Origin of the sequence: Hymenobacter sp. UYP22, assembly GCF_040547285.1 — a bacterium.
Classification (GTDB): Bacteria; Bacteroidota; Bacteroidia; order Cytophagales; family Hymenobacteraceae; genus Hymenobacter.
Genome location: NZ_JBEPPK010000018.1, coordinates 1 through 19,475 on the forward strand (window position 1 = coordinate 1; position 19,475 = coordinate 19,475).

13 protein-coding genes are annotated in these 19,475 nt (G+C 57.8%); 8 read left to right on the top strand and 5 right to left on the bottom strand.

Translation table 11 applies throughout. The features are described 5' to 3' along the window. Nucleotides 1–498 precede the first annotated feature (498 nt). From ABIB60_RS20290 to ABIB60_RS20310, 5 genes are all read right to left on the bottom strand, one after another. Entirely contained in the window at nucleotides 499–1,785 is a 1,287-nt protein-coding gene (locus tag ABIB60_RS20290) for a M16 family metallopeptidase (RefSeq protein WP_354582293.1), read from the bottom strand. Nucleotides 1,786–1,800: 15 nt separating this feature from the next. Continuing rightward, nucleotides 1,801–3,000, bottom strand: coding sequence for a type IX secretion system outer membrane channel protein PorV (gene porV, locus ABIB60_RS20295; RefSeq protein WP_354582202.1), 1,200 nt, complete (start codon nucleotides 2,998–3,000; stop codon nucleotides 1,801–1,803). A gap of 46 nt (nucleotides 3,001–3,046) precedes the next feature. Next, the gene (porU, locus tag ABIB60_RS20300) at nucleotides 3,047–6,976 is read right to left on the bottom strand and encodes a type IX secretion system sortase PorU (RefSeq protein WP_354582203.1); all 3,930 of its coding nucleotides are present in this window, start codon (nucleotides 6,974–6,976) and stop codon (nucleotides 3,047–3,049) included. A 166-nt stretch (nucleotides 6,977–7,142) separates the two neighbouring features. Beyond that, the gene (pssA, locus tag ABIB60_RS20305; protein ID WP_354582204.1) at nucleotides 7,143–7,841 is read right to left on the bottom strand and encodes a CDP-diacylglycerol--serine O-phosphatidyltransferase; all 699 of its coding nucleotides are present in this window, start codon (nucleotides 7,839–7,841) and stop codon (nucleotides 7,143–7,145) included. Between the two features lie 121 nt (nucleotides 7,842–7,962). Further along, entirely contained in the window at nucleotides 7,963–8,598 is a 636-nt protein-coding gene (locus ABIB60_RS20310) for an MBL fold metallo-hydrolase (protein WP_354582205.1), read from the bottom strand. Between the two features lie 162 nt (nucleotides 8,599–8,760). Between ABIB60_RS20310 and ABIB60_RS20315 the strand changes: the two genes are divergently transcribed. The 8 genes from ABIB60_RS20315 (at nucleotide 8,761) to ccsA (ending at nucleotide 19,267) form a co-directional block, all read left to right on the top strand. Then, nucleotides 8,761–9,873, top strand: a complete 1,113-nt coding sequence (locus ABIB60_RS20315; protein ID WP_354582206.1) for an NAD(P)/FAD-dependent oxidoreductase — start codon at nucleotides 8,761–8,763, stop codon at nucleotides 9,871–9,873. A 19-nt stretch (nucleotides 9,874–9,892) separates the two neighbouring features. Further along, nucleotides 9,893–13,204: a hypothetical protein gene (locus ABIB60_RS20320; protein ID WP_354582207.1), complete on the top strand. Its 3,312-nt coding sequence runs from the start codon at nucleotides 9,893–9,895 to the stop codon at nucleotides 13,202–13,204. 187 nt (nucleotides 13,205–13,391) lie between these two features. Next, nucleotides 13,392–14,033 carry a heme exporter protein CcmB gene (locus tag ABIB60_RS20325; RefSeq protein WP_354582294.1) on the top strand — a complete coding sequence of 214 codons (642 nt, stop codon included), beginning with the start codon at nucleotides 13,392–13,394 and terminating at the stop codon, nucleotides 14,031–14,033. A 106-nt stretch (nucleotides 14,034–14,139) separates the two neighbouring features. Next, the gene (locus ABIB60_RS20330) at nucleotides 14,140–14,811 is read left to right on the top strand and encodes a cytochrome c biogenesis protein (RefSeq protein ID WP_354582208.1); all 672 of its coding nucleotides are present in this window, start codon (nucleotides 14,140–14,142) and stop codon (nucleotides 14,809–14,811) included. Beyond that, on the top strand, nucleotides 14,792–15,031 hold the full coding sequence (locus ABIB60_RS20335) for a CcmD family protein (protein WP_354582209.1): 240 nt from the start codon (nucleotides 14,792–14,794) through the stop codon (nucleotides 15,029–15,031). The genes ABIB60_RS20330 and ABIB60_RS20335 overlap by 20 nt, the downstream gene beginning before the upstream one ends. Before the next feature lie 169 nt (nucleotides 15,032–15,200). After that, nucleotides 15,201–15,629: a cytochrome c maturation protein CcmE domain-containing protein gene (locus ABIB60_RS20340; RefSeq protein ID WP_315999978.1), complete on the top strand. Its 429-nt coding sequence runs from the start codon at nucleotides 15,201–15,203 to the stop codon at nucleotides 15,627–15,629. Nucleotides 15,630–15,707: 78 nt separating this feature from the next. Then, nucleotides 15,708–16,679, top strand: a complete 972-nt coding sequence (locus ABIB60_RS20345) for a hypothetical protein (protein ID WP_354582210.1) — start codon at nucleotides 15,708–15,710, stop codon at nucleotides 16,677–16,679. Then, on the top strand, nucleotides 16,673–19,267 hold the full coding sequence (gene ccsA / locus ABIB60_RS20350) for a cytochrome c biogenesis protein CcsA (protein WP_354582211.1): 2,595 nt from the start codon (nucleotides 16,673–16,675) through the stop codon (nucleotides 19,265–19,267). The genes ABIB60_RS20345 and ccsA overlap by 7 nt, the downstream gene beginning before the upstream one ends. The last annotated feature ends 208 nt before the right edge of the window (nucleotides 19,268–19,475 follow it).

Here is a 19,475-nt window from a genome sequence, read left to right on the forward strand (position 1 = left end):
GGGAGAGTCGGTCGCCGCCAACCTTATCAGATCCAACCGCCCCGCTGCGTTCCTTGTGTCCATCGTGACCGGAATGCGCGGGGCGGTTGTGTTTTGGGGCCTCCCCCTAGGCCCCCGGGCCCAGGCCAAACGCTTCCTGGAAGAAACCCGCCTTGCCCCAGGCCATTCGTCTACCTGTTGCGGGGACTCGGCGACGGGTATTTAGGTGCCGACTGTTAGGTTGCCGACGTATGAAAATGTTGGCGCAGATGTGTGCCGGTGGGGTTGCGTCGCTCCTCGTCCTGACTGGGGAGTCGCTTATTGGCTCGAGGTTGTGCAGTAAGCAGTCTGGCTGGTATTGTTACTTTCCTGGTAATACTCGAATACAGCTTCTGACTATACCGTTTTCAGACTGCTGAACCGAGTGCGTAGCCGTTACATAAGTCGATATTCTAGCTGCGTGTTTCCCATAAGCAAAAGGCCCCTAGCTTTATAAAACTAGGGGCCTTTTGCTTATGGCTATGCTTGGTTTGGTCCGGAGACTACTTCTAGCATGCTTTCCGGGGTTAAGTACTCTTGAGCCAGGGTTCTTAAAGTAGATGCATCTGCTTGTTGTACACTGGTTATAAAGTCAGAGTAATAATCTGGGGGAAGGTTATAGAAAATTAAGTTCTTGTACTTGTCACACTGTTCGAACACAGTACTTAACTCATTGGCGAACTTACCTGCCATGTAGTTCTTGACTGTCAGCAACTCATTTCCTGGAATGAGTTCTTGCTGCAGACGCCGTAGTTCATGGTGGACCTCTTGGATAGCCGCTTGAGCATTTGCGGCATTCACGTCTGAGCCAATTACGAGGCTAGTTGCATGTTCACGCGGGCCGATGCTGGCATATATCCCATACGTTAGTCCTTTATCCTCACGAATGTTCTTCATGAGGCGGGAGCCGAAATAGCCTCCCAATACCTTCACCAATACTTGCAACTCGTGACTTTGCGGGTGCCTGAGGTCTGGCCACAATCGGCCTATCCTTAATGAGGCCTGCAAGCTGCCTTCAACAGGAACGTACAACTGTGCATTAGCATAGGTAGCTGAAGAAACAACCGGGGCTATAATGTTAGAGGTACTTATAGGTGCTCCCTGACCCAGTTGTTGACCAATAGCCAGCTCGTCGGCGGGCAGAACGTCGCCGCAGAGGAAGATTTCAGCTTTTCCTAATTGGTATGCGTGCTGGTGAAAGGCCCGGAGTTGCCTGGTGCTTACTTGTTGGAAAGTTTCCTCTTCAAACGTATTGCCATACGGATGAGATGCTCCAAAAAGACGTTGTGAGAACTGCTCAGCAGCCAGATAACTAGTTTTTTGGCGTTCTACCCGCACGTTTTGCACAGTGCGGGTTTTCAGTAACGCTAATTCCTGCTCCGGAAAACTGGGTTCTTTGAGTACGTCCAGGATAAGTGGCAGGAGGCTGCTCAGGTGGCGAGTGAGGCAATAGAGCGTAAGAGTAGCACGGTCAAAGCCCTGCTCACATTCCAGGGAAGCGCCGTAGAAGGCTACTTCATCGGCAATCTGACGAGCGGTGCGCGTGGTGGTGCCTTCCAGTAGCATGCGGGCAGTGAGCAGGGAAACGCCTGGGCTAGGTTCCGCCGATTTACCTGCTGGCAGAACGACTTGCAGCCGCACTACTGGCTGTGCATTGTTACGAAGGATGTGTAAGCGGGCTCCGTTAGGGAGTGAAAGCACGTCAGCCGCGGGCAGTGTTACACTGGCCAGCGGCTGAACGGGAGGTGCGACTGTACGGTCGAGCATCAAAAGGGAGAAGAGTTAGTTGGTAGGGCTATCAGAAGAGCCGAAAGCCTCGCTGAGTTCGTTGAAGTTAAAGTGCAACGATACGCGTAATGTTTGAGCCAAGGGGTTGGCCTTGGAGTTTGGTACCAAATAGGTGCCATCGATACCGAAAACCTGGTACCGTACGCCAGCACCAAAGCTGAGGTATTGCCGGTCGCCTTTCATGGGGTTTTCGTAGAAGTACCCTACTCGGGCCATCAGCAAATCGTTGTACACGTACTCAGCACCAGCAGACAGGTTGATTTCTTTCAGTTCCTCGCTGAACCCACCGGGAGCGTCACCGAAGGAACTAGTGATACCCCGGACAATGCCGTAGTTAGCGCGCTTTACGTTTTCCGCTTCTACAGCTGGTGCCTGCCGGTTATCGGTGGGGTCGTTCTTGTCATAGTAAGGGGAAGGAACGAGGAGTTTGTTGGCGTCGAAGGTCAGCGTAATTTTGTTGTACGCATCCAACTCCTTGGTAATAGCCGTGCCCAGCTTCAGATTGGTGGGCAAGAAGTCGGGCTGGTTGGCGGTGGTGTAGGTGATTTTATTACCAATGTTAGACACGGCCGCGCCGAAAGCCAGGTTGTATTCACCGGGACCAATAGTCAAGTCGGTGGTGTAATAAGCACCTAAGTCTACGGCTACCGCATTGCCCGGTTTGGTGTCGGCGGTGCCGCCAGTGAGGTTGGAGCGGATGTAACGGGCATTAAGGCCTACTCCGAATTTGTCGCTCAGCTTCTGGCCGTACCCAATTGCCAAGGCGTATTCCTTGGGGTTGAAGGTTGGGCCCTCGATGTTCTGCGCGTTGCGATACTGAATCTGGCCCAGATCAAAATACATCAGGTTGGCCGATAGAGTTGACCGCTCCCCGATTTTGCTGGTACCGCTCAAGTAAGCTAAGCCCATATCATTGGAAATACCAGCCAGCCAAGGCGTGTAGGAAACTGCCGCACTATGCTGATACCGCACAAAGCCCAGCTTGCCGGGGTTGTAATAACCGGCGTTGGCATCGGGGCTGATGGCCACACCGGCTTCACCAAGCGCAGAAGAACGCCCATCGGGGCTGATGGTAAGAATAGGTACGGCGGTGGTGATGGCGTTGACCCGGCTCTGAGCGTGAGAGGCAGTAGCCGCCAGGCCCAGCAGGCCGGGGAGCAGTATAGAGCGCAAGGACAGTTTCAGCAGTGTCATAGGGGGTAAAGAGGTATGGAGGCGGAAGGTAGGCGAAAAGCTGCAGTTAATTCAGCAGCACAAGTTTTTCGTATTTGGAGGTAGTAGACGCATTGGAACTGTTAGCCGAATGGGCTCGTACGCTCACGCGGTACACATATACGCCCCGCGCCAGCTGGTCCTGGTATTCGTCGCGGCCGTCCCAGCTGATAGAGGAAACGTGCGAACCGCTGCCCAACGCCGTGGCCTGCAGCGTGCGGACGAGCTTACCGGCTACGGTGAATATCTGCACCTGAATATCCAAGTCTTCGCCCTGGCGGTTGTGGTCGAAGTGGAAGGTTGTGTTGCGGGCGAAGGGATTGGGGTAGTTTAGCACATGCTGTAAGGCCAGTTTTTCAGTAGCTGCCGCCACAAACTCCACGGAGCGCTCTGATGAGTTGTTCCAGGTATCCCAGGCTTTCACGCGGAGCTCATGCGGCCCCGCCTTGAGGTCCTTGAACTTGTATTCTACCCGGCCTACCTGAAAACTGTCGGTTTTGGCGGTATAGAACGAGTTCAGAATGGTGACCTTGCTGGCATCCCCGTCAAGCGTAGCAGTTAAATCGTGGCCGATGCCGGTACCAGCAGTGTTGATACCACTCTCGTCTCGCAGAACGCCCAGCAGGGTAGTGGTGAGGCCGGTGAGGCCGCCAAAGGCAAACTGCTCATTATCCATAAACAGCCGGATGCGGGGCGGAATGGTGTCACGGTAGGCCAAGGGAGCCGCATCACCAATACCTAGTAGCTGCTGGCCGTGCGCATCCGTGCGGTTGGCTGCATCGGAAGCGTAGAGGCTGATTTTGCCCAGGCCAACGTTGTAATTGATATCCTTGGGCACTACAAACTGCACATTGAACAAGCCGTTGCGCACAGTAGCAGGGCCATCGTATAGCACGTTCTCGCGCACCCATATGGTATCGGGCTTGGATTCATTACCCAACATTGGCAGCCGTAGTTTCTTCTCGAATACCTGCACGTTGGCCGTACCGTTGAAAGCCGGATTAAGGCGGCTGCCTTGCTGAATTTCACCGCGCAGGATAACCTGCTGGAGCGCCTTCAGTGTGTCGGTCTGGGCAATAGGCTTGCCGTTAAGAGTGGTTACCACAGCCTCCTGCTCGGGGTACGCCAGCCGCATGGATGGGTCGCCGAGCAAAGCGTAGTTGCGGTTGTTGTCGCCGGCTACGGCCGTGTTTTTGGCTCCGCGACATACCTCACCGATACGGGGCATGGTGCCATCAGCCTGAGGTCGGAATAATTCATTGAAGAACTCAATAGCTAAGGACTGGTTTTTATCGGCATATACTACCCGAGTAGTAGTGAGCAGACCGATGGCGCCCCCGGTAATATCCGTAAGGGATATTTCGCCGGCTGAAGTGAATTCAGGATTGTCGTAGGTGCTGAAGTCGCAGGTGCCGGTGAACAGGAAAGGCAGCATCGACGTGTTTTGCAGACGCTGCACCGAGGTAGTGGTCAGAATCTGCTCATCAGCCCAACTGCGGGGGCTGCCATGCCCAACGTAGTTGATCAGTAAAGAGCCCTTTTCGAATGCTTCATCCACTGCTTTTTCCGCAGTTGGGGAGCGTTGCCCAGCAGCTACCGTAGTTTGAGGAAACAGGTCGAGGTACTGCTTGTAAACGTTGTAGCTCCGTGTGGTAGGCAGAGTTTCCAGCGGGTTGGCCAGTTGGTCGCTGTACTGCGTGAACAGGTTGCCGTCACCATCATCAGCCACGAAGGAGAGACGGTTACGCCATTTGCCAAACCCCGCCACGCCATCGTAGCCAATAATCTTGTCGGCAGTAGCCAAGGCCATAGCGGCCGTCCGGACCGGGAGTCGTCCTATGGCTATGTCCATCAACTCGTTGCTGGTGTTGGGGAGCCAAGCCCCCTCGTTATCATCCAGAAGACCGTAATAATCGTCGGAGGAGTAGGTAATGCCCTGGCCGCCGGGGCGGTAGCCCTGTACGTAGTCAAAGCCTTCGACCGACTCATATACCGGCACGAAGTTCTGATTGATTTTATCAGCATTAGCGGGTAACCGGTCCTTCCACCAGTCGGGCAGCTTAGCAGCATCGTTGCTGGGGTCGGCCTTATAGTCGTAGGAAGCATCACCGAACAGCAGCAGGTACTGGCGACGGCCGGTAGTGTTACGGTCGTACACCATCTTCATGAAGTCGCGGATGGCCGTTACATCCTGGGCACCCGAACCGAACTCATTGTAGATTTGGGTGGTAGTGACTACCTGAGCTACCAGGCCATCGTGAGTGGTGCGGTGCGCGGCCAGCTTGTTAGCGGCTTCCAGAAAGGCAGGGTGCGTAAGAACAATCAGCTCCAGCTTCCCATCCAGGTTGAGGGCGTGCAGGTTCTGATTGCCCACTCGACCAAAGCCGCGCGGAGTAGGAAGGTTGCTACCAGTAAACGCCACGTATTCCCGCACCGAATCGGTGCGGGCCAGGTAAGTGCCGTTGAAATGGCTGATAGCGGCCGGTCGGCGCGGGTTGGTTACATCCCAAATAGTAGTACCCGCTATGGCATTGCCGACTTCAAACTGGCTGATGGCCCCCGGAACAAGGTTGCTCAGGGAGCGAAATTCCAGTTGGTTGCCGCTCATGCGCAGCTGCCGCAGTGCATTCAGCTCCAGATAATCAAGGTAGCCCCGCGCCGAGGGGTCAGTGCCACCGTTATACGTCAGGCTGATCTTGATATCGGTGGGGGAGGTAGCTGGTATAGGGTAGCTCAGCTCAGTACGCGCGGTGTTAGCCGCCTCGGGGTAGCAGCCACCGCCGCCAGTACACGTAAACCCGCTCACCACCTGAGTGGTGTTATTTTGGCCGTTGATGGCCGTTTGAAACGTGGTAGCCGATACGGAGGCTGCTACCACGGCAGAGGTAACGCGCGCAATAGAACCCGGTACCAGATCCGTTACGGCAAAAGACACCTCGCGCTGCAAGCTGGAGGAAGAGGAAAACTGCTCACCCACCCACACCCGGCCCGACTTAGCCAGGTTCAGAAGTTCCCGCTCATAAAACTGCCGCTCGGCAAACGTGGTGATGCGAGCCGAAGCGGTACCAGAAACAGCCGGGGCAGCCGCAACGCGCCGGCCCGCAGCAGTACCCACCGTCAGAAAGTAGTAGGCGGTATCGGTATAGGGGTTTTGCTGGTGGCGGAAAGAAGCCGTCTGGCCCTCCCGGGACCAGGTGTGGGGGCCACGGGCATAAAACAGAAAATACTCGTTGTCGTCGAAGCTCGTGTTGCCGTCGCCCACAAACTGAACGGCATTTTCCACCAAATCATCGGGGCGGTAGGTGCTGTTAGCCTGGGGCAGAGTACCCATGGCATTGCCATAGAGGCGGAGACGGTTAGGGTCAAGGCCCTGCATATTCAACCCCAGACTACTGAGGGCAGCTTTATCCAACTTATAGATGCCGCTACTGGGTACACCAATCTTAAACCAGTCGCCTTGGCTAAGAACCGATGCGCGGGTGTACGTGCGAGTAGCAGTGGGGCGCAGGGAACCCGGGGTATAGGCGTAGCTGAAGGACACCAGCTTCTCGGGCTGTCCGGTCTGGGGGTTGCGGCGGGCAGGGCGCAGGGCCAGCAGGGTAACAGGCTGGCGGTTTTCCAGACCGGTAATCAACTCCACTACGGGGGTGGTTGGTAGGGCCGCCGCATCTAGTTGGCGGGCCTCAGCCGTGGTCAGGGGTTCGTACACCGCGTCGCGGAGCTGGCCCTGGGACACGGCTCCGGCCAAGCGTAACTGATAGGTGCCTACTTGCTCATCTTTGCGGAAAGAGGCCCCCCGAAAAGAAGGTAACTGCCGCAGTTTTCCGCGAATGGCTACGGGCTCGGTACCAGCCCAGGTAATACGGGCCTGCACTACCTGCTCCGACTGTGCCTGGGCAGCCAGCCCGGTCACACTCAACACCAGCAGAGCAAGCCACCGAAACGTAGAATACCGCATACGCAAAAAAGCAGGGTGAGAAGAAGTTAGAGACGCAACAGGTTGCTGCGTTCCACAGTTCAGCCACGGGCATTTAACTGCGGAAAATCAGAATTATTGCTGCCATCCGGCAAAAAATAACCCCCGATGCTGCTTCATAACTTGGGCGTACTAAGCCCATTGTCACTTACGCAACTGAGGGCTTGGCCGGACTTACCACAGACAGCAGCACGTATAGTAAAATAATGACCGGAATGGCCGCAGCCCACAGCCACAGCAACAAGCCCACGCTCAGCAGCAGGAACACGAACCGCACTTGATTATCCTGCCAGCGCAGCGACTTAAACTTGAGAGCAAACAGCGGCAACTCGGCCACCAGCAGGCCCGATAATACCAGCGTAAGCGCCAGTAGCACCCACGGGTTCAGTATGTAGGGGCTCAGGGCAAACCGGTCGTTGGCCAGAATAAGCGGCAATGAGGCTACTACCAGCGTGCAGGCAGGAGTCGGCAACCCAATAAACGAGTCGGACTGCCTGGTATCATTGTTGAACTTGGCCAGGCGCAGGGCCGAAAACACCGTTACGATAAAACCGGCGTAGGGTAGCCAATCAGGTAAGTCGGTGCCACTCTGGCCCAGTAAGGCAAACAGAAATGCCCCGGGTACTACGCCAAAGGAAACAACATCGGCTAGCGAGTCCAGGTCTTTGCCAATGGGTGAGGACACGTGCAGCGCCCGGGCCAACAGGCCATCGAAGAAATCGAATAAGGCGGATAGCGCTACGAAGTAAGCTCCGGCTTCAAGGTTGCCGGCAAAGATATTGCACAACGCCAAGCAGCCCGAGAACAGGTTGAGGCAGGTAACGGCGTTAGGAAGGTGCTTTTTCAAGTGGGCTGGAGGCTTGGAGAATTACAGGCTCGAAAGGATACTTGGCTAATACGTGGCGGCTGTGCCCATCAGAACGTCAGAAGGCCGTGCTAGTATTCAGCCTGCCACATATTTTGAGTTTCTACTGCAGAAAGGGGTTACTGCGGCGCTCCGCTCCCACAGTGGTAGCGGGGCCGTGCCCGGGATATATCACCGTATCGTCGGGGAGAGTAAGCAGCTGGCTACGGATGCTGCTGATGAGGGTGGCGTAGTCGCCGCCGGGCAAATCGGTGCGCCCGATACTGCCCTGAAAAAGCACGTCGCCCCCAATAACCACGCCCGTGGGCGCATGGTAAAACACCACATGGCCGGGGGCGTGGCCCGGCGCAAACCGAACTTCCAGCTCTGTATCACCAAACTGTACCGGCTTGTCCGGCGTCAGGAAGCCGGTGGGCTCGGCTGGGTTGTAGCGCGCAAACCCGTAGCTGGGCGCATACGCCGACACAGAGCGAAGGGTGCTGGCATCGGCCTCATGAATAAGAAACGGCACATTGTACGTATCCAGCACAAACTGATTACCCAGTACGTGGTCGATGTGGCAGTGCGTGTTCAGTAGCAGCACTACCTCCAGCCCCTGCTCCGCAATAAACCCCTGCAGGGCCTGCTGCTCGGCCGGCTCATAGCAGCCCGGGTCAATGATGACGCACTGCCCCGTGCCGTCGTGCAGCAGGTAGGTATTCTCTGAAAAGGCGTTGAAAGTAAATCCCGAAACCGTCATGGAGCAGAAAGAAAGCGGCCTTACACCGCGCGTAATTGAGCGGGTAAGTTACGGAAGAGTACTGAGGTGCGAGCCGCCGGCCCAACAACGGCAAAGGCTACCGGGTTGCTTGCCCGTAGCTCCTGCATTCGTGCGTGCCGCCAATTCCCTACCTTGCTTCTCATGATGCGCGTTGATTATCTACTGATCGGGTACGGTATTGCCGGAGCCGCTTTAGCTGCCGAGCTGCGGGCCCGGGGGCGGCAGGTGCTGGTGCTTGACCAGCCCCAGCCCAACTCGGCCTCGCGGGTGGCGGCGGGCCTGATGAACCCGGTGGCTGGTAAACGCTTTGCCCTGGCCTGGAGAGCCTCGGAGCTGCTGCCGGCTGCCCTGGCGTTTTACCGGGAGCAGGAAGAGCGGCTGCGGGTGCCTATTCTGCGCGAAATGCCCATTGTGAAACTGTTTTCATCACCCCAGGAGCAGAACGATGTGCTGGCCCGCAGCGCCGACCGGCCCTGGCAGGAGTTTGTGCCCGATGCCACCGGGGAGCTGCCCGCATTGCCCGGAGTGGAGCAGCGCATGGGCGGCCTGCTGATCCGGGGCGGAGGGTACGTACTGGTCGAGGAGCTGATTACCCGGCTCACGGCCCTGGGCCTGCGCGAAGGATGGCTGCAACACGAAACTTTTGACTGGTCCCGGCTTGTTGCCGACCCGGCGGGCGGCTTCCGCTACGACGAGCGGGTGCAGGCCCGGCATGTTATTAGCTGCGAAGGGGCCGCCGCCGTGCGCAACCCCTACTTCAGCTGGCTTCCGCTGACCCCAAACCAGGGGGAGGTACTGGATGTGGAGTGCCCCGAGCTGCCGGAAGGGGCCGTGCTCAACAAAGGTGCTTACGTGGTGCCGCTGGGGAGCGGGCAGCTGCGAGTAGGGGCCACCTACCGCTGGCCGCCCTTCGCCGAAGGAACCACCGCCGAAGCCCGCGCCGAACTAGGACAACGGCTGCAGGCTATTACCGGCCTGCCGTTTCAGGTAACGGGGCAGCGGGCGGGCGTACGGCCCGCCGTGCGCGACCGAAAGCCCTTAGTAGGTACACACCCGAATACGCCGGGCGTGCATATATTTAATGGGTTTGGCTCAAAGGGAGTAATGATGGCTCCCCGGCTGGCCCAACTCATGGCCGACTGGCTGGAAAATGACGTAGAGCTGTGGCCCGAAATCAATATCCGCCGGTATTTTTCGTTGTTTATAGCCGCGTCGGCTGCTGCCGGCTCCTCGGTACCCGCATCCCGCTCCTAGCTTTCCGTATATGAGGCACGTGTCCTTTCTTTCCCGGTCCCACGCAGGTGGGCCGGCCGGCCTGGCAGCTTTACTGCTGGGCTGCCTGCTTTCCGGCTACTCCGCCCAGGCCCAATCGGCGCAGGAGCCTTTTGGGCGGGTGCGCCTGCAGTACAAGGATTTTCAGTGGCAGCAGCTAAGCACCCAGAATTTCAGCATTTACTACTACGCCGGTGGGGAGGCGGCCGCCCGGCACGCCGCCGAGTACGCCGAAAAGGAGCTGCAGCGCATCACTGGCCTCATTGGGTACTATCCGTATTCCAAGACCACCATCATGCTGTACAACTCCGTGGGCGACCTGCGGCAGAGTAATGTGGGCCTGACCAGTGACAAATACCAGACTGGGGGCGCCACCTCCTTACTGCGTATGACCAAGGTGCAGATTGCCTTCCAGGGCCAGCAAACCCGTTTCAAGCAGGAGTTGAGCAACCGCATCACGCAGGTGCTGCTCAATGATATGATGTACGGGGGCTCGCTCAAGGAAATCATTCAGAGCAGCTACCTGCTCCAGTTGCCCGATTGGTTTATCAGTGGGGCCTCGGCCTACGCGGCGGAGGGCTGGAGCGTGGAGATGGACAACTACATGCGCACCATGACCAAGGAGTACGAGGGCAACCGGACGGCTCCGTTCTTTCTGCGCAACCCGCAGCTGGCGGGCCAAAGCATGTGGAACTACATTGCGGAGCGTTACGGCTACACCAGCGTCCAGAATATTCTGAACCTCACGCGCATCACCCGCGACGTAGAAGTGGGTATCAGTTCCTCGCTGAACGTACCTTATAAGGTGTTCCTGAAGGACTGGCTGGGCTACTACCGGCAACTCAATGCCCAGCCCCGTACGCCCTATCAGGAGCTGGACGACAAGAACAGTTTGGTTAGCCGCAACCGGCGCGCCATGCTCTACAGCCAACCCGTACTAAGCCCTAACGGGCAACGCCTGGCCTTCGTGCAGAATGACCAGGGCCGCTACCGGGTATTGGTGACGGATAAAAACGGCAAGGGCCGCACCAAAATTCACCGGAGTGGCTATAAAACTCCCGATCAGCAGGTGGAAACCCGTTTGCCTGTGCTGGCCTGGCGTGGCAACGGGCAGGTGGCCGTGGTGGAAGAGAGCAAGGGCCAACTGGCGCTGCAGCTACGCGAGGCCAATGGGGGGGTAAGCAATATGATGGCGCGCCTAAAAAGCTTGTTGCCCACCTTTGGGCGCAGCAACTCCCTGTTCGGGCAGTTCTCCCAGGTAACGGATCTGAGCTACTCGCCCGATGGCAAGTCGTTGGTATTCAGTGGAGTGCGCAACGGCCAAAACGACCTGTACCTGCTACGGGCCGGCAGCCGCACGCCCGAAAAGCTTACCAATGACGTGTTTGATGACGTAGAGCCCAGTTTTCTGCCGGGTGGGGGCGGTATCGTGTTCAGCTCCAACCGCTGGCTGGACTCGGCCGGCACGGCCAAAGGCAGCTTCGGGGCGGTGGTCAATAATTACGATTTGTACCTGTACCACCTGGATGGCCGCGCGCAGCCGGTAGAGGTACTGGCCAACAGTATTTCCAACGAAGGCCGCCCCCGCGCTATTTCCGACGCGGAAGTACTGTTTGTGAGCGAGGAAAGCGGGGTGCGCAGCCTCTACCGCCTCGCCCTGGCTACCAAGCAGTACCAGCCGGTTACCAGCTTCCTGGCTAATATCAAAGACTACGACTACAACGCGGCCACGTCCACGCTGGCATTGGTAGCCGCCCCGGATGGCCGCGAAAACGCATATCTGTACCCGGGCTACTCCTTACCAACCGACCTGGTGCTGTACAAAACGGCCCGGCAGGAAACCCTGGAGGACCGCTCAAAACCAGCCAAGGCAGCCGCTCCCAACCGGCCTGGCCCCACGGTAGCCAACGCACAGCAGCAGGGCGGGCAGCCCGCTACTACTCCCGCACCAACCACCGAGCCCGAGCCCGCGCCCGCACGGCGGCCGGATACGCGCGCGGTGAATACCAATGAGTATCAGTTCGACGAAGATATTCCGGCTTCACGGGCGGCGGGCACTACACCCCGGCGGCGCACCCCCACGGTGGTAGCCCTGCCCCAGGCCGCCCCCGCTGAGGCTGCCACACTCAGCGGCCCTTTCCGCTACGATACCCGTTTCAGCATCGATAATGTGGTGTCCACGCTTTACTCTGACCCACTGTTGGGCTTAGGGCTGCTGGGGCAGGTGAATATGTCGGATATGATGGAGGACCACCGGATTCAGGCCGGCATCTTTGCCCTCACCGACTTGCGTACCAGCAACATCTTCGCTGAGTACACCAACCTCAAGCACCGCTACGACTGGAGTATCCGCTACCAGAAACAGGCGTATTTTGTGGATGTGCAGCAGCTGGGCCGGGTACGCTACGGCCGCCACGAAATTGCACCCACGCTGGCCTACCCCCTCACGCATAATCTGAGTGTGCGGCTGGGGCCCCGCTTTGTAACGGTGAGCCGCAAGGTGTATGCCGACCTGACCAACTCCACGGACCAAACCAACAACTACCTGGGCGGCGAGGGAGAACTAGTATTCGATAACTCCATTGTGACCGGGGTAAACATGCTGCAGGGTACCCGCATGAAGGCCGGCGTTACGCGCCTGACGGACATATCAGGGCACAATACCAGCTTCACCAAGATTTTCGTAGATCTGCGGCACTATCAGAAAATTCATCGGCAGCTGATTTGGGCCAACCGGGCCAGCTTCGGGCAGTACGTGGGGGGCGGTACTGCCCAGCCCTTCTTCCGTCTGGGGGGCATGGATAACTGGCTGAACTACGACTACAACGACAGCCAGTTCATCACGGCCGACAAGGTGCCCGCCCTCGACCCTACGCAGCTGGACCCCACGCAGATGTTCTATCAGCAGTTCGTAACCAACCTGCGCGGCTACGACTACAGCAAGCGCATTGGCCAGAAATACGTGTTGTTCAACTCCGAGCTGCGGCTACCCATTGTGCAATACCTGTCGCGGCGGCCTATTGAGTCGGGCTTCTTCCGCAACCTGCAGCTCACGGCTTTCGGGGATATGGGCACCACGTACTCAGGCAACAATCCATTCAGCGTAAACAACTCCAACAATACTAAAACGGTAACGGAGGGCTCCTTCAGTGCCTCGGTTATCAATTTTACCAACCCCATGCTGTACGGTTACGGGGTGGGCATGCGCACTACCATGCTGGGCTTCTACGTGAAAGGTGACTTGGCCTGGGGCCGGGAGCAGTACACTACCAAAGGCCCGAAACTGTACGTGACGCTGGGCTACGACTTCTAAAGTTGGCGCTTTACAGCCGCTGAATCAGCCGGTTTTCCACTCAGGAAAGCCGGCTGATTTGCTTTTAGCGGGGGCGGCGGCACTATTCCGGTGCGGGGGGCGGCTAATCCGGGAGTTGGGTTGTATCTTTGCGGTCCTGTTTACCAGCCGTGTTGCCGTGACGCTACTAAGCGAAATCTGGGTACTGATGCAGAAGGACTTCCGCCTGGAATGGCGGCAGCGCGCGGCCCTGAATGGCATGCTCCTGTACGTAAGCAGCACCGTATTCGTGTGCTACCTCAGCTTTTCCTCGCGTGGGGGGCAGCTACCCGCTCCGGCCTGGAACGCCCTGTTCTGGATTGTGCTGCTGTTCTCGGCCGTGAATGCCGTGGCCAAGGGCTTTTTGCAGGAAAGCCGGGGCCGCATGCTGTACTACTACACGCTGGTGCGGCCCCAAGCCGTAATTCTGGCCAAAATAGTCTACAACGCCCTGCTGCTGCTGGGCCTGGCATTGGTAGCGTTTGTGCTGTATTCGGTGGTGTTAGGCAACCCGGTCCAGAATGTGCCGCTGTTTGTGGGCAACGTGGTGCTGGGGGCCGTGGGCTTTGCCAGCACGCTCACGCTGGTATCGGGCATTGCCGCCAAAGCCACCAACAGCAGCACGCTTATGGCCGTGCTGGGCTTTCCGCTGATGGTGCCCATGCTGCTGCTGCTTATCAAAGTTTCCAAAAATGCGCTGGATGGCCTGGAATTCGAAGCCAGCCAAAGCGCGTTACTGACCCTGGTAGCCCTGAACATGATTGTCGGGGCGGTATCGTACCTGCTGTTTCCTTTTTTGTGGAGAAGCTGATTCAGCTGTTAGCTGCTCGCTACTAGCTTCATCTTGGCACTCCTTCCAAAATCTTCTGTACTACCCTGAAAAAAGCTAATAGCCAACAGCTAACAGCTAACAGCTTATGAGAAAAAATTGGTGGAAAGCGCTGAGTGTGGTGCTGCTGCTGTACGTGGCGGTGGCGGGCCTGCTGTTGCCGGTGCCGCGCCTGGCCATCCTCAACGAGAGTATCCGGAATTTGTACTTCCACGTGCCCATGTGGTTTGGCATGACCTTTATCCTGCTGGCCTCGGTGTACTACTCGGTGCGTTACCTGCGCACACCCACGCCGGAGCTGGATATTGAAGCGCACGAAGCAGCCCGCACGGGTATTCTGATGGGGTTTGTGGGCTTGGCTACAGGCAGCATCTGGGCCAAGTATACCTGGGGTGAGTGGTGGACCAATGACCCCAAGCTGAACGGCGCGGCCATAGCTATGCTCATTTACGGGGCGTATCTGGTGCTGCGCTCTTCCTTCACCGATGAGCAGCAGCGGGCCCGGGTGTCGGCCATCTACAACATCTTCGCCTTTGCCACGGCCATGCCCCTGTTCTACATCCTGCCCCGCCTCACCGACTCCCTGCACCCCGGGGCGGGCGGCAACCCCGCGTTTGCCAAGTACGACCTTGACAGCAATATGCGCCTGGTGTTTTATCCGGCCGTTATTGGCTGGACGCTCCTGGCCTTTTGGCTGGCCCAGCTGGCTAGCCGCGTTTCCCTGCTCAAACTCAAACTATATGAAAAACAGCTTGCCTAATCTGCGGGCCGCCGTGCTGCTACTGCTGACCCTGTTGCTGCCCGTGTTGCACGCCGTAGCCCAGCCCGCCGAGCAGCCCGAAATGGCCGACACCCTGCGCCAGAGCGGTAAAATCTACGTGGTAGTGGCCGTTATTGCGGTGGTGCTGGCCGGGCTGCTGTTTTTCCTGGTTTCCCTGGACCGCCGCCTTACCCGCCTAGAGAAAGAAGTGCAGGAGTAGCGCGTGAAAAATGGGTTTGGATGGGCCGCCAGATGTACTGGGTAGGCTCCGCAAACTTCCCAACTCACAATTTCGCCTCTTCACCTCCGCCCTGGCACCTTTACGCTGGGTTTCTGTGTTCTGAATGACCTTTGGCTCTGGATTTGGGCCGCCTGTTGTAACCCCCAACATGAAAAAAGCACACATTTTCGTCATTGCCATTATTGCCGTGGCCATTGGCATCATCATGAGCACCGCTGGTGATGCCAGCGTGTACGTCTCCTTCAAGGAAGCCAAAGAGCGGGCTGCCGATGGAAACCTCACCAAAGTGCACGTGGTGGGCCGCCTGCCCCGCGACGGTAGCCAAAACATCATGGGTCTGGAATACAACCCCATGGTAGACCCCAATTACTTCGCCTTCACGCTGGTAGATACCAACCGCATTGCCCAGCGCGTGGTGTACTTCAACCCCAAGCCCCAGGATTTCGACAAATCGGAGCAGGTGGTAATTACCGGAGCCATGCGCAACGACACCTTTGTGGCCGATAAGATTCTACTGAAATGTCCCTCTAAGTATGTGGAAAAAGACATTGAGGGAGCTACGGCTTCGCTAAACTAACGCCGGACAAGGGTAGTGGGGGAAACGCAAGCAGTTGGAAGAAGCGCACAGACTTGGTCTTGTGGTTGGCTAAGCGTCTTGGCTGCTTTGTGGTTGCTGCCCTCTACTACTGCCAACGCTCAGGTACCAAACGACGACATTGCCCGGCGGCTGGTACTGCAGGCAGAACAGCCAGTGGCCTCTACCACCACCAACTGCACCGTGCAGTGGTCCTGCGTGGATGAGCGCCTGACGGGCAAATGCATTGAGTATCACAACGACCAGTGGTTTGAGTTTACGCCGGCCGCTTCAGGGCAGTATTTCGTGAATATCAGCGGGCAGCAGTGCCGGGATACGCGCGGGGTGCAGGTAGTGGTACTCACGGGCACCCCCTGCCAGCCGGCTACTTACCGGGTACTGTCGTGCACCTCCCTGGGTAGTCAGGACGACGTGTTTGTGGCGCTGGATGGGTTGGAGGCGGGTCAGCCGTATTTACTGAATGTGGATGGCTACCTGCGCGACTATTGCCGGTTTAACTTGGCTGTAAGCACCACCGCTCAGGGCTTGCCCGCAGTAGCCCTACCGCCCGCCCCGGCGGCCCCTAGTGCCAGCCGCATGGTTACGTTGCACTGGTCCCTGCCTGATTCCATTGGCGCGGTAGCCCGGTTTCGGGTGTGGCGGCGGGAGGCGGCGGAGTTTCGGGCCAGCAGCCAGGCCGTGGTAGCAGTAGCTCGCAGCACCTACGGCACTGCCGCTCCGCGCTACAGCTGGACTGATACAGTAACCGCGCCCGGGCGCTACCTTTACCAAATCATTGCCGAGTCGGCGGATGAGGCGGCACCGGTACTGGTGCAGCAGCAGTGGTTTAGCCACAGCAAGTTGGGTACTCAGCCCACCCGAGCGCCCGCGCAAACCCGCCAGCAGGCACAACAGCAACAGAAACAGTGGGAACGACGAGCCGGCCGCATGCGCCGGCACCGGGTTTCTTCTCAAGTACATAAAACAACTCTTGATCAGTCTGGTAGAGTATCTGGCAAACTGATTGACTTTCAACGCAGCAGCACATGTTGAACACCCTTATCGGCGACGCGGGACACCTGAGTGTCATAGTAGCGTTTGTGGCGGCCACGGTGGCGGCGTATTCCTATTACAAAGCTGGCCAGGGCCGGGCCCTCGGCGACACCGACTCTGGTTGGCTGCGGCTGGGGCGCGGGGCGTTTCTGGTGCATAGCCTGGCGGTGGTTGCCGTTATAGCCTGCCTGTTCGGCATCATTCACGGCCACCGCTACGAGTACTACTACGCCTGGAGCCACAGCAGCAACCACCTGCCGGTGTACTACATGATTTCCTGCTTCTGGGAAGGGCAGGAGGGCTCTTTCCTGCTCTGGATTTTCTGGCACGTGTGCATTGGGCTAGTCTTGATGCGCTACGGCCGCCGCTGGGAAGCGCCCGTTATGGCCGTGTTTGCCGGCGTACAGCTGTTCCTCACCTCCATGATTCTGGGCGTAGTGCTCGGCGACCTGAAAATCGGCTCCTCGCCCTTCATACTGCTGCGCGACTTCATGCCTGACCTGCCGGTGTGGAAAACCCAGCCCAACTTTGTGCCCAAAGACGGTACTGGCCTGAACGCCCTGCTCCAGAACTATTGGATGGTAATTCACCCGCCCACGCTGTTCCTGGGGTTTGCTCTCACCTTGGTGCCCTTCGCCTACGCCGTTGCCGGCCTCTGGAAGGGTGAGCTGACCAAGTGGACTAAACCGGCCTTGCGCTGGTCGCTCTGGGGCGGCATGGTGCTGGGCGTGGGCATTGTAATGGGCGCCTACTGGGCCTATGAAACCCTGAACTTCGGCGGTTACTGGAACTGGGACCCAGTGGAAAATGCCGTGTACATCCCCTGGCTGGTGTTGGTGGCTTCTCTGCACGGCTTAGTGCTGTGGCAGCGCAGCCGCACGGCTTTGCGCACCAGCTTCGTGCTGGTCATTGCCACTTTCCTGCTGGTACTCTACGCTACTTTCCTTACCCGCTCGGGTGTGCTGGGCAACGCCTCCGTGCACTCCTTCACCGATTTGGGCCTCTCCGGGCAGCTGCTGATTTATCTGGGCGCCTTTGTGGTGCTGGCCATTGGCCTGCTGATATGGCGCTGGAAGCAGATTCCGGTTTCGGAAAAAGAACTGACGACCTACAACGCCGAGCTGTGGGTGTTTGTGGGCGCTACGGTACTGTGCCTGGGTGCTTTCCAGGTATTGTTCACTACCAGCATTCCGGTGTACAATGCCTTCATGGGCTTTATTGGGGTGAAGACTAACGTGGCCCTGCCCGCCGACCAGATTGCCCACTACACCAAGTTTCAGCTGTGGATGGGCGTGGGCGTGGCCTTCTTCTCGGGCTTGGCCCAGATTATGTGGTGGCAGAAAAACGACAAGTCCAGCTTGTCCAATACGCTCACCGTACCGGCCATTCTCACCCTCCTCGTTTCGGCCCTGGTGATTCTGCTGGTGCAGTACTACGGCCACAAAATGAGCATCACCTACATTGTGTTGCTGACCACCGCCCTGTTTGGGGTGCTGGCCAACCTGAGCATGGTGTTTACGCTACTCAAGCGCAAAGTGAGCCTCTCGGGTGGCGGTATTGCCCACATGGGTATTGCCCTGATGCTGCTGGGCGTATTGGCCTCGGCCGGGTACTCTAATATCATCAGCCAAAACGTGTCGGGCCTGCTCTACTCGCGGGAGTTCGACCAAACCACCAACCAGGACAACGTGCTGCTGTGGCGCAACGACCCGGCCCCCATGGGTAAGTACGACGTGCGTTATACCGGCCAGTTTTGGGATGTGCCCGGCGTGCCCGGCTACGTAGATAAGCAGTTGCTCTACCGCACCGTGGATGAGTACAAAACCCTGGCCCGCGCCGATATCAAGCGCGGCGACAAGGTGTACTACAAAGCCGGAGATACCGTCGAAATCAACCCCGAGAATACCTTCTACCGCGTCGAGTATAAGGACCGCAAAACGGGTGATGCTTTCACGCTTTACCCCCGGGCCCAGGTGAACGAGGAAATGGGCGGCCTGTTGGCCTCGCCTGATATCCAGAAATTTGCCGACCACGACATCTACTCCCACATCAGCGCCGTGCCGCCAGTGGATAAGGAGAAGGACTGGAGCGAGGTAAAGGAACACGTGCTGAGCGTGGGCGACACCATCTTCCTCAACGACTACTTTGCCGTGTTCCGGGCCGTGGAGCCTGCTCACCAAACGGCCGGCCTGGGCCTGAACAAAGGTGACTTGGCTATTCAGGGTGACTTCCTGGTGTACGGGGAGAAGAAGCAGTACCACGTGCACCCGGTATTTGTGGTGCGCAACCGCATGATTGGCCGCGTGCCCGATGAGGTGGAGGATCTGGGCCTGCGCCTGAGCTTCCTGAACGTGGACCCGCAGAAGGGCAAGTTCACCTTCGGCGTAAGCACCACCCAGAAGGACTATATCATTCTGAAAGCGGTGGAGAAGCCCTTCATCAATCTGCTCTGGAGCGGTACTTTGCTAATGGCTCTTGGCTTTGGTATGGCTATCTACAAGCGCCGCCGCGAAACGGAAGCGGTGGAAGCTGTACCGGTCCCCGAAGCTGCCCCTCGCCAACAACAGCAAACCAAGCAAGTAGCCTAAGTAAGCTATTTGGCTACAAAACAGCCGCTAATAACAACGACTCTGGTGAAGTACCGGAGTCGTTGTTATTAGCGGCTGTTTTGTAATCTGGATGCTAAGTGGTGCTGCCTGTGGCCAGTTCTTCAGACGTGTTTCGACTAGAATGGCAAGTGGAAGAGGCTAACGTGACCGGGTAGTGCGCCAAGCCAGTTCAGGCACCTTCACCACA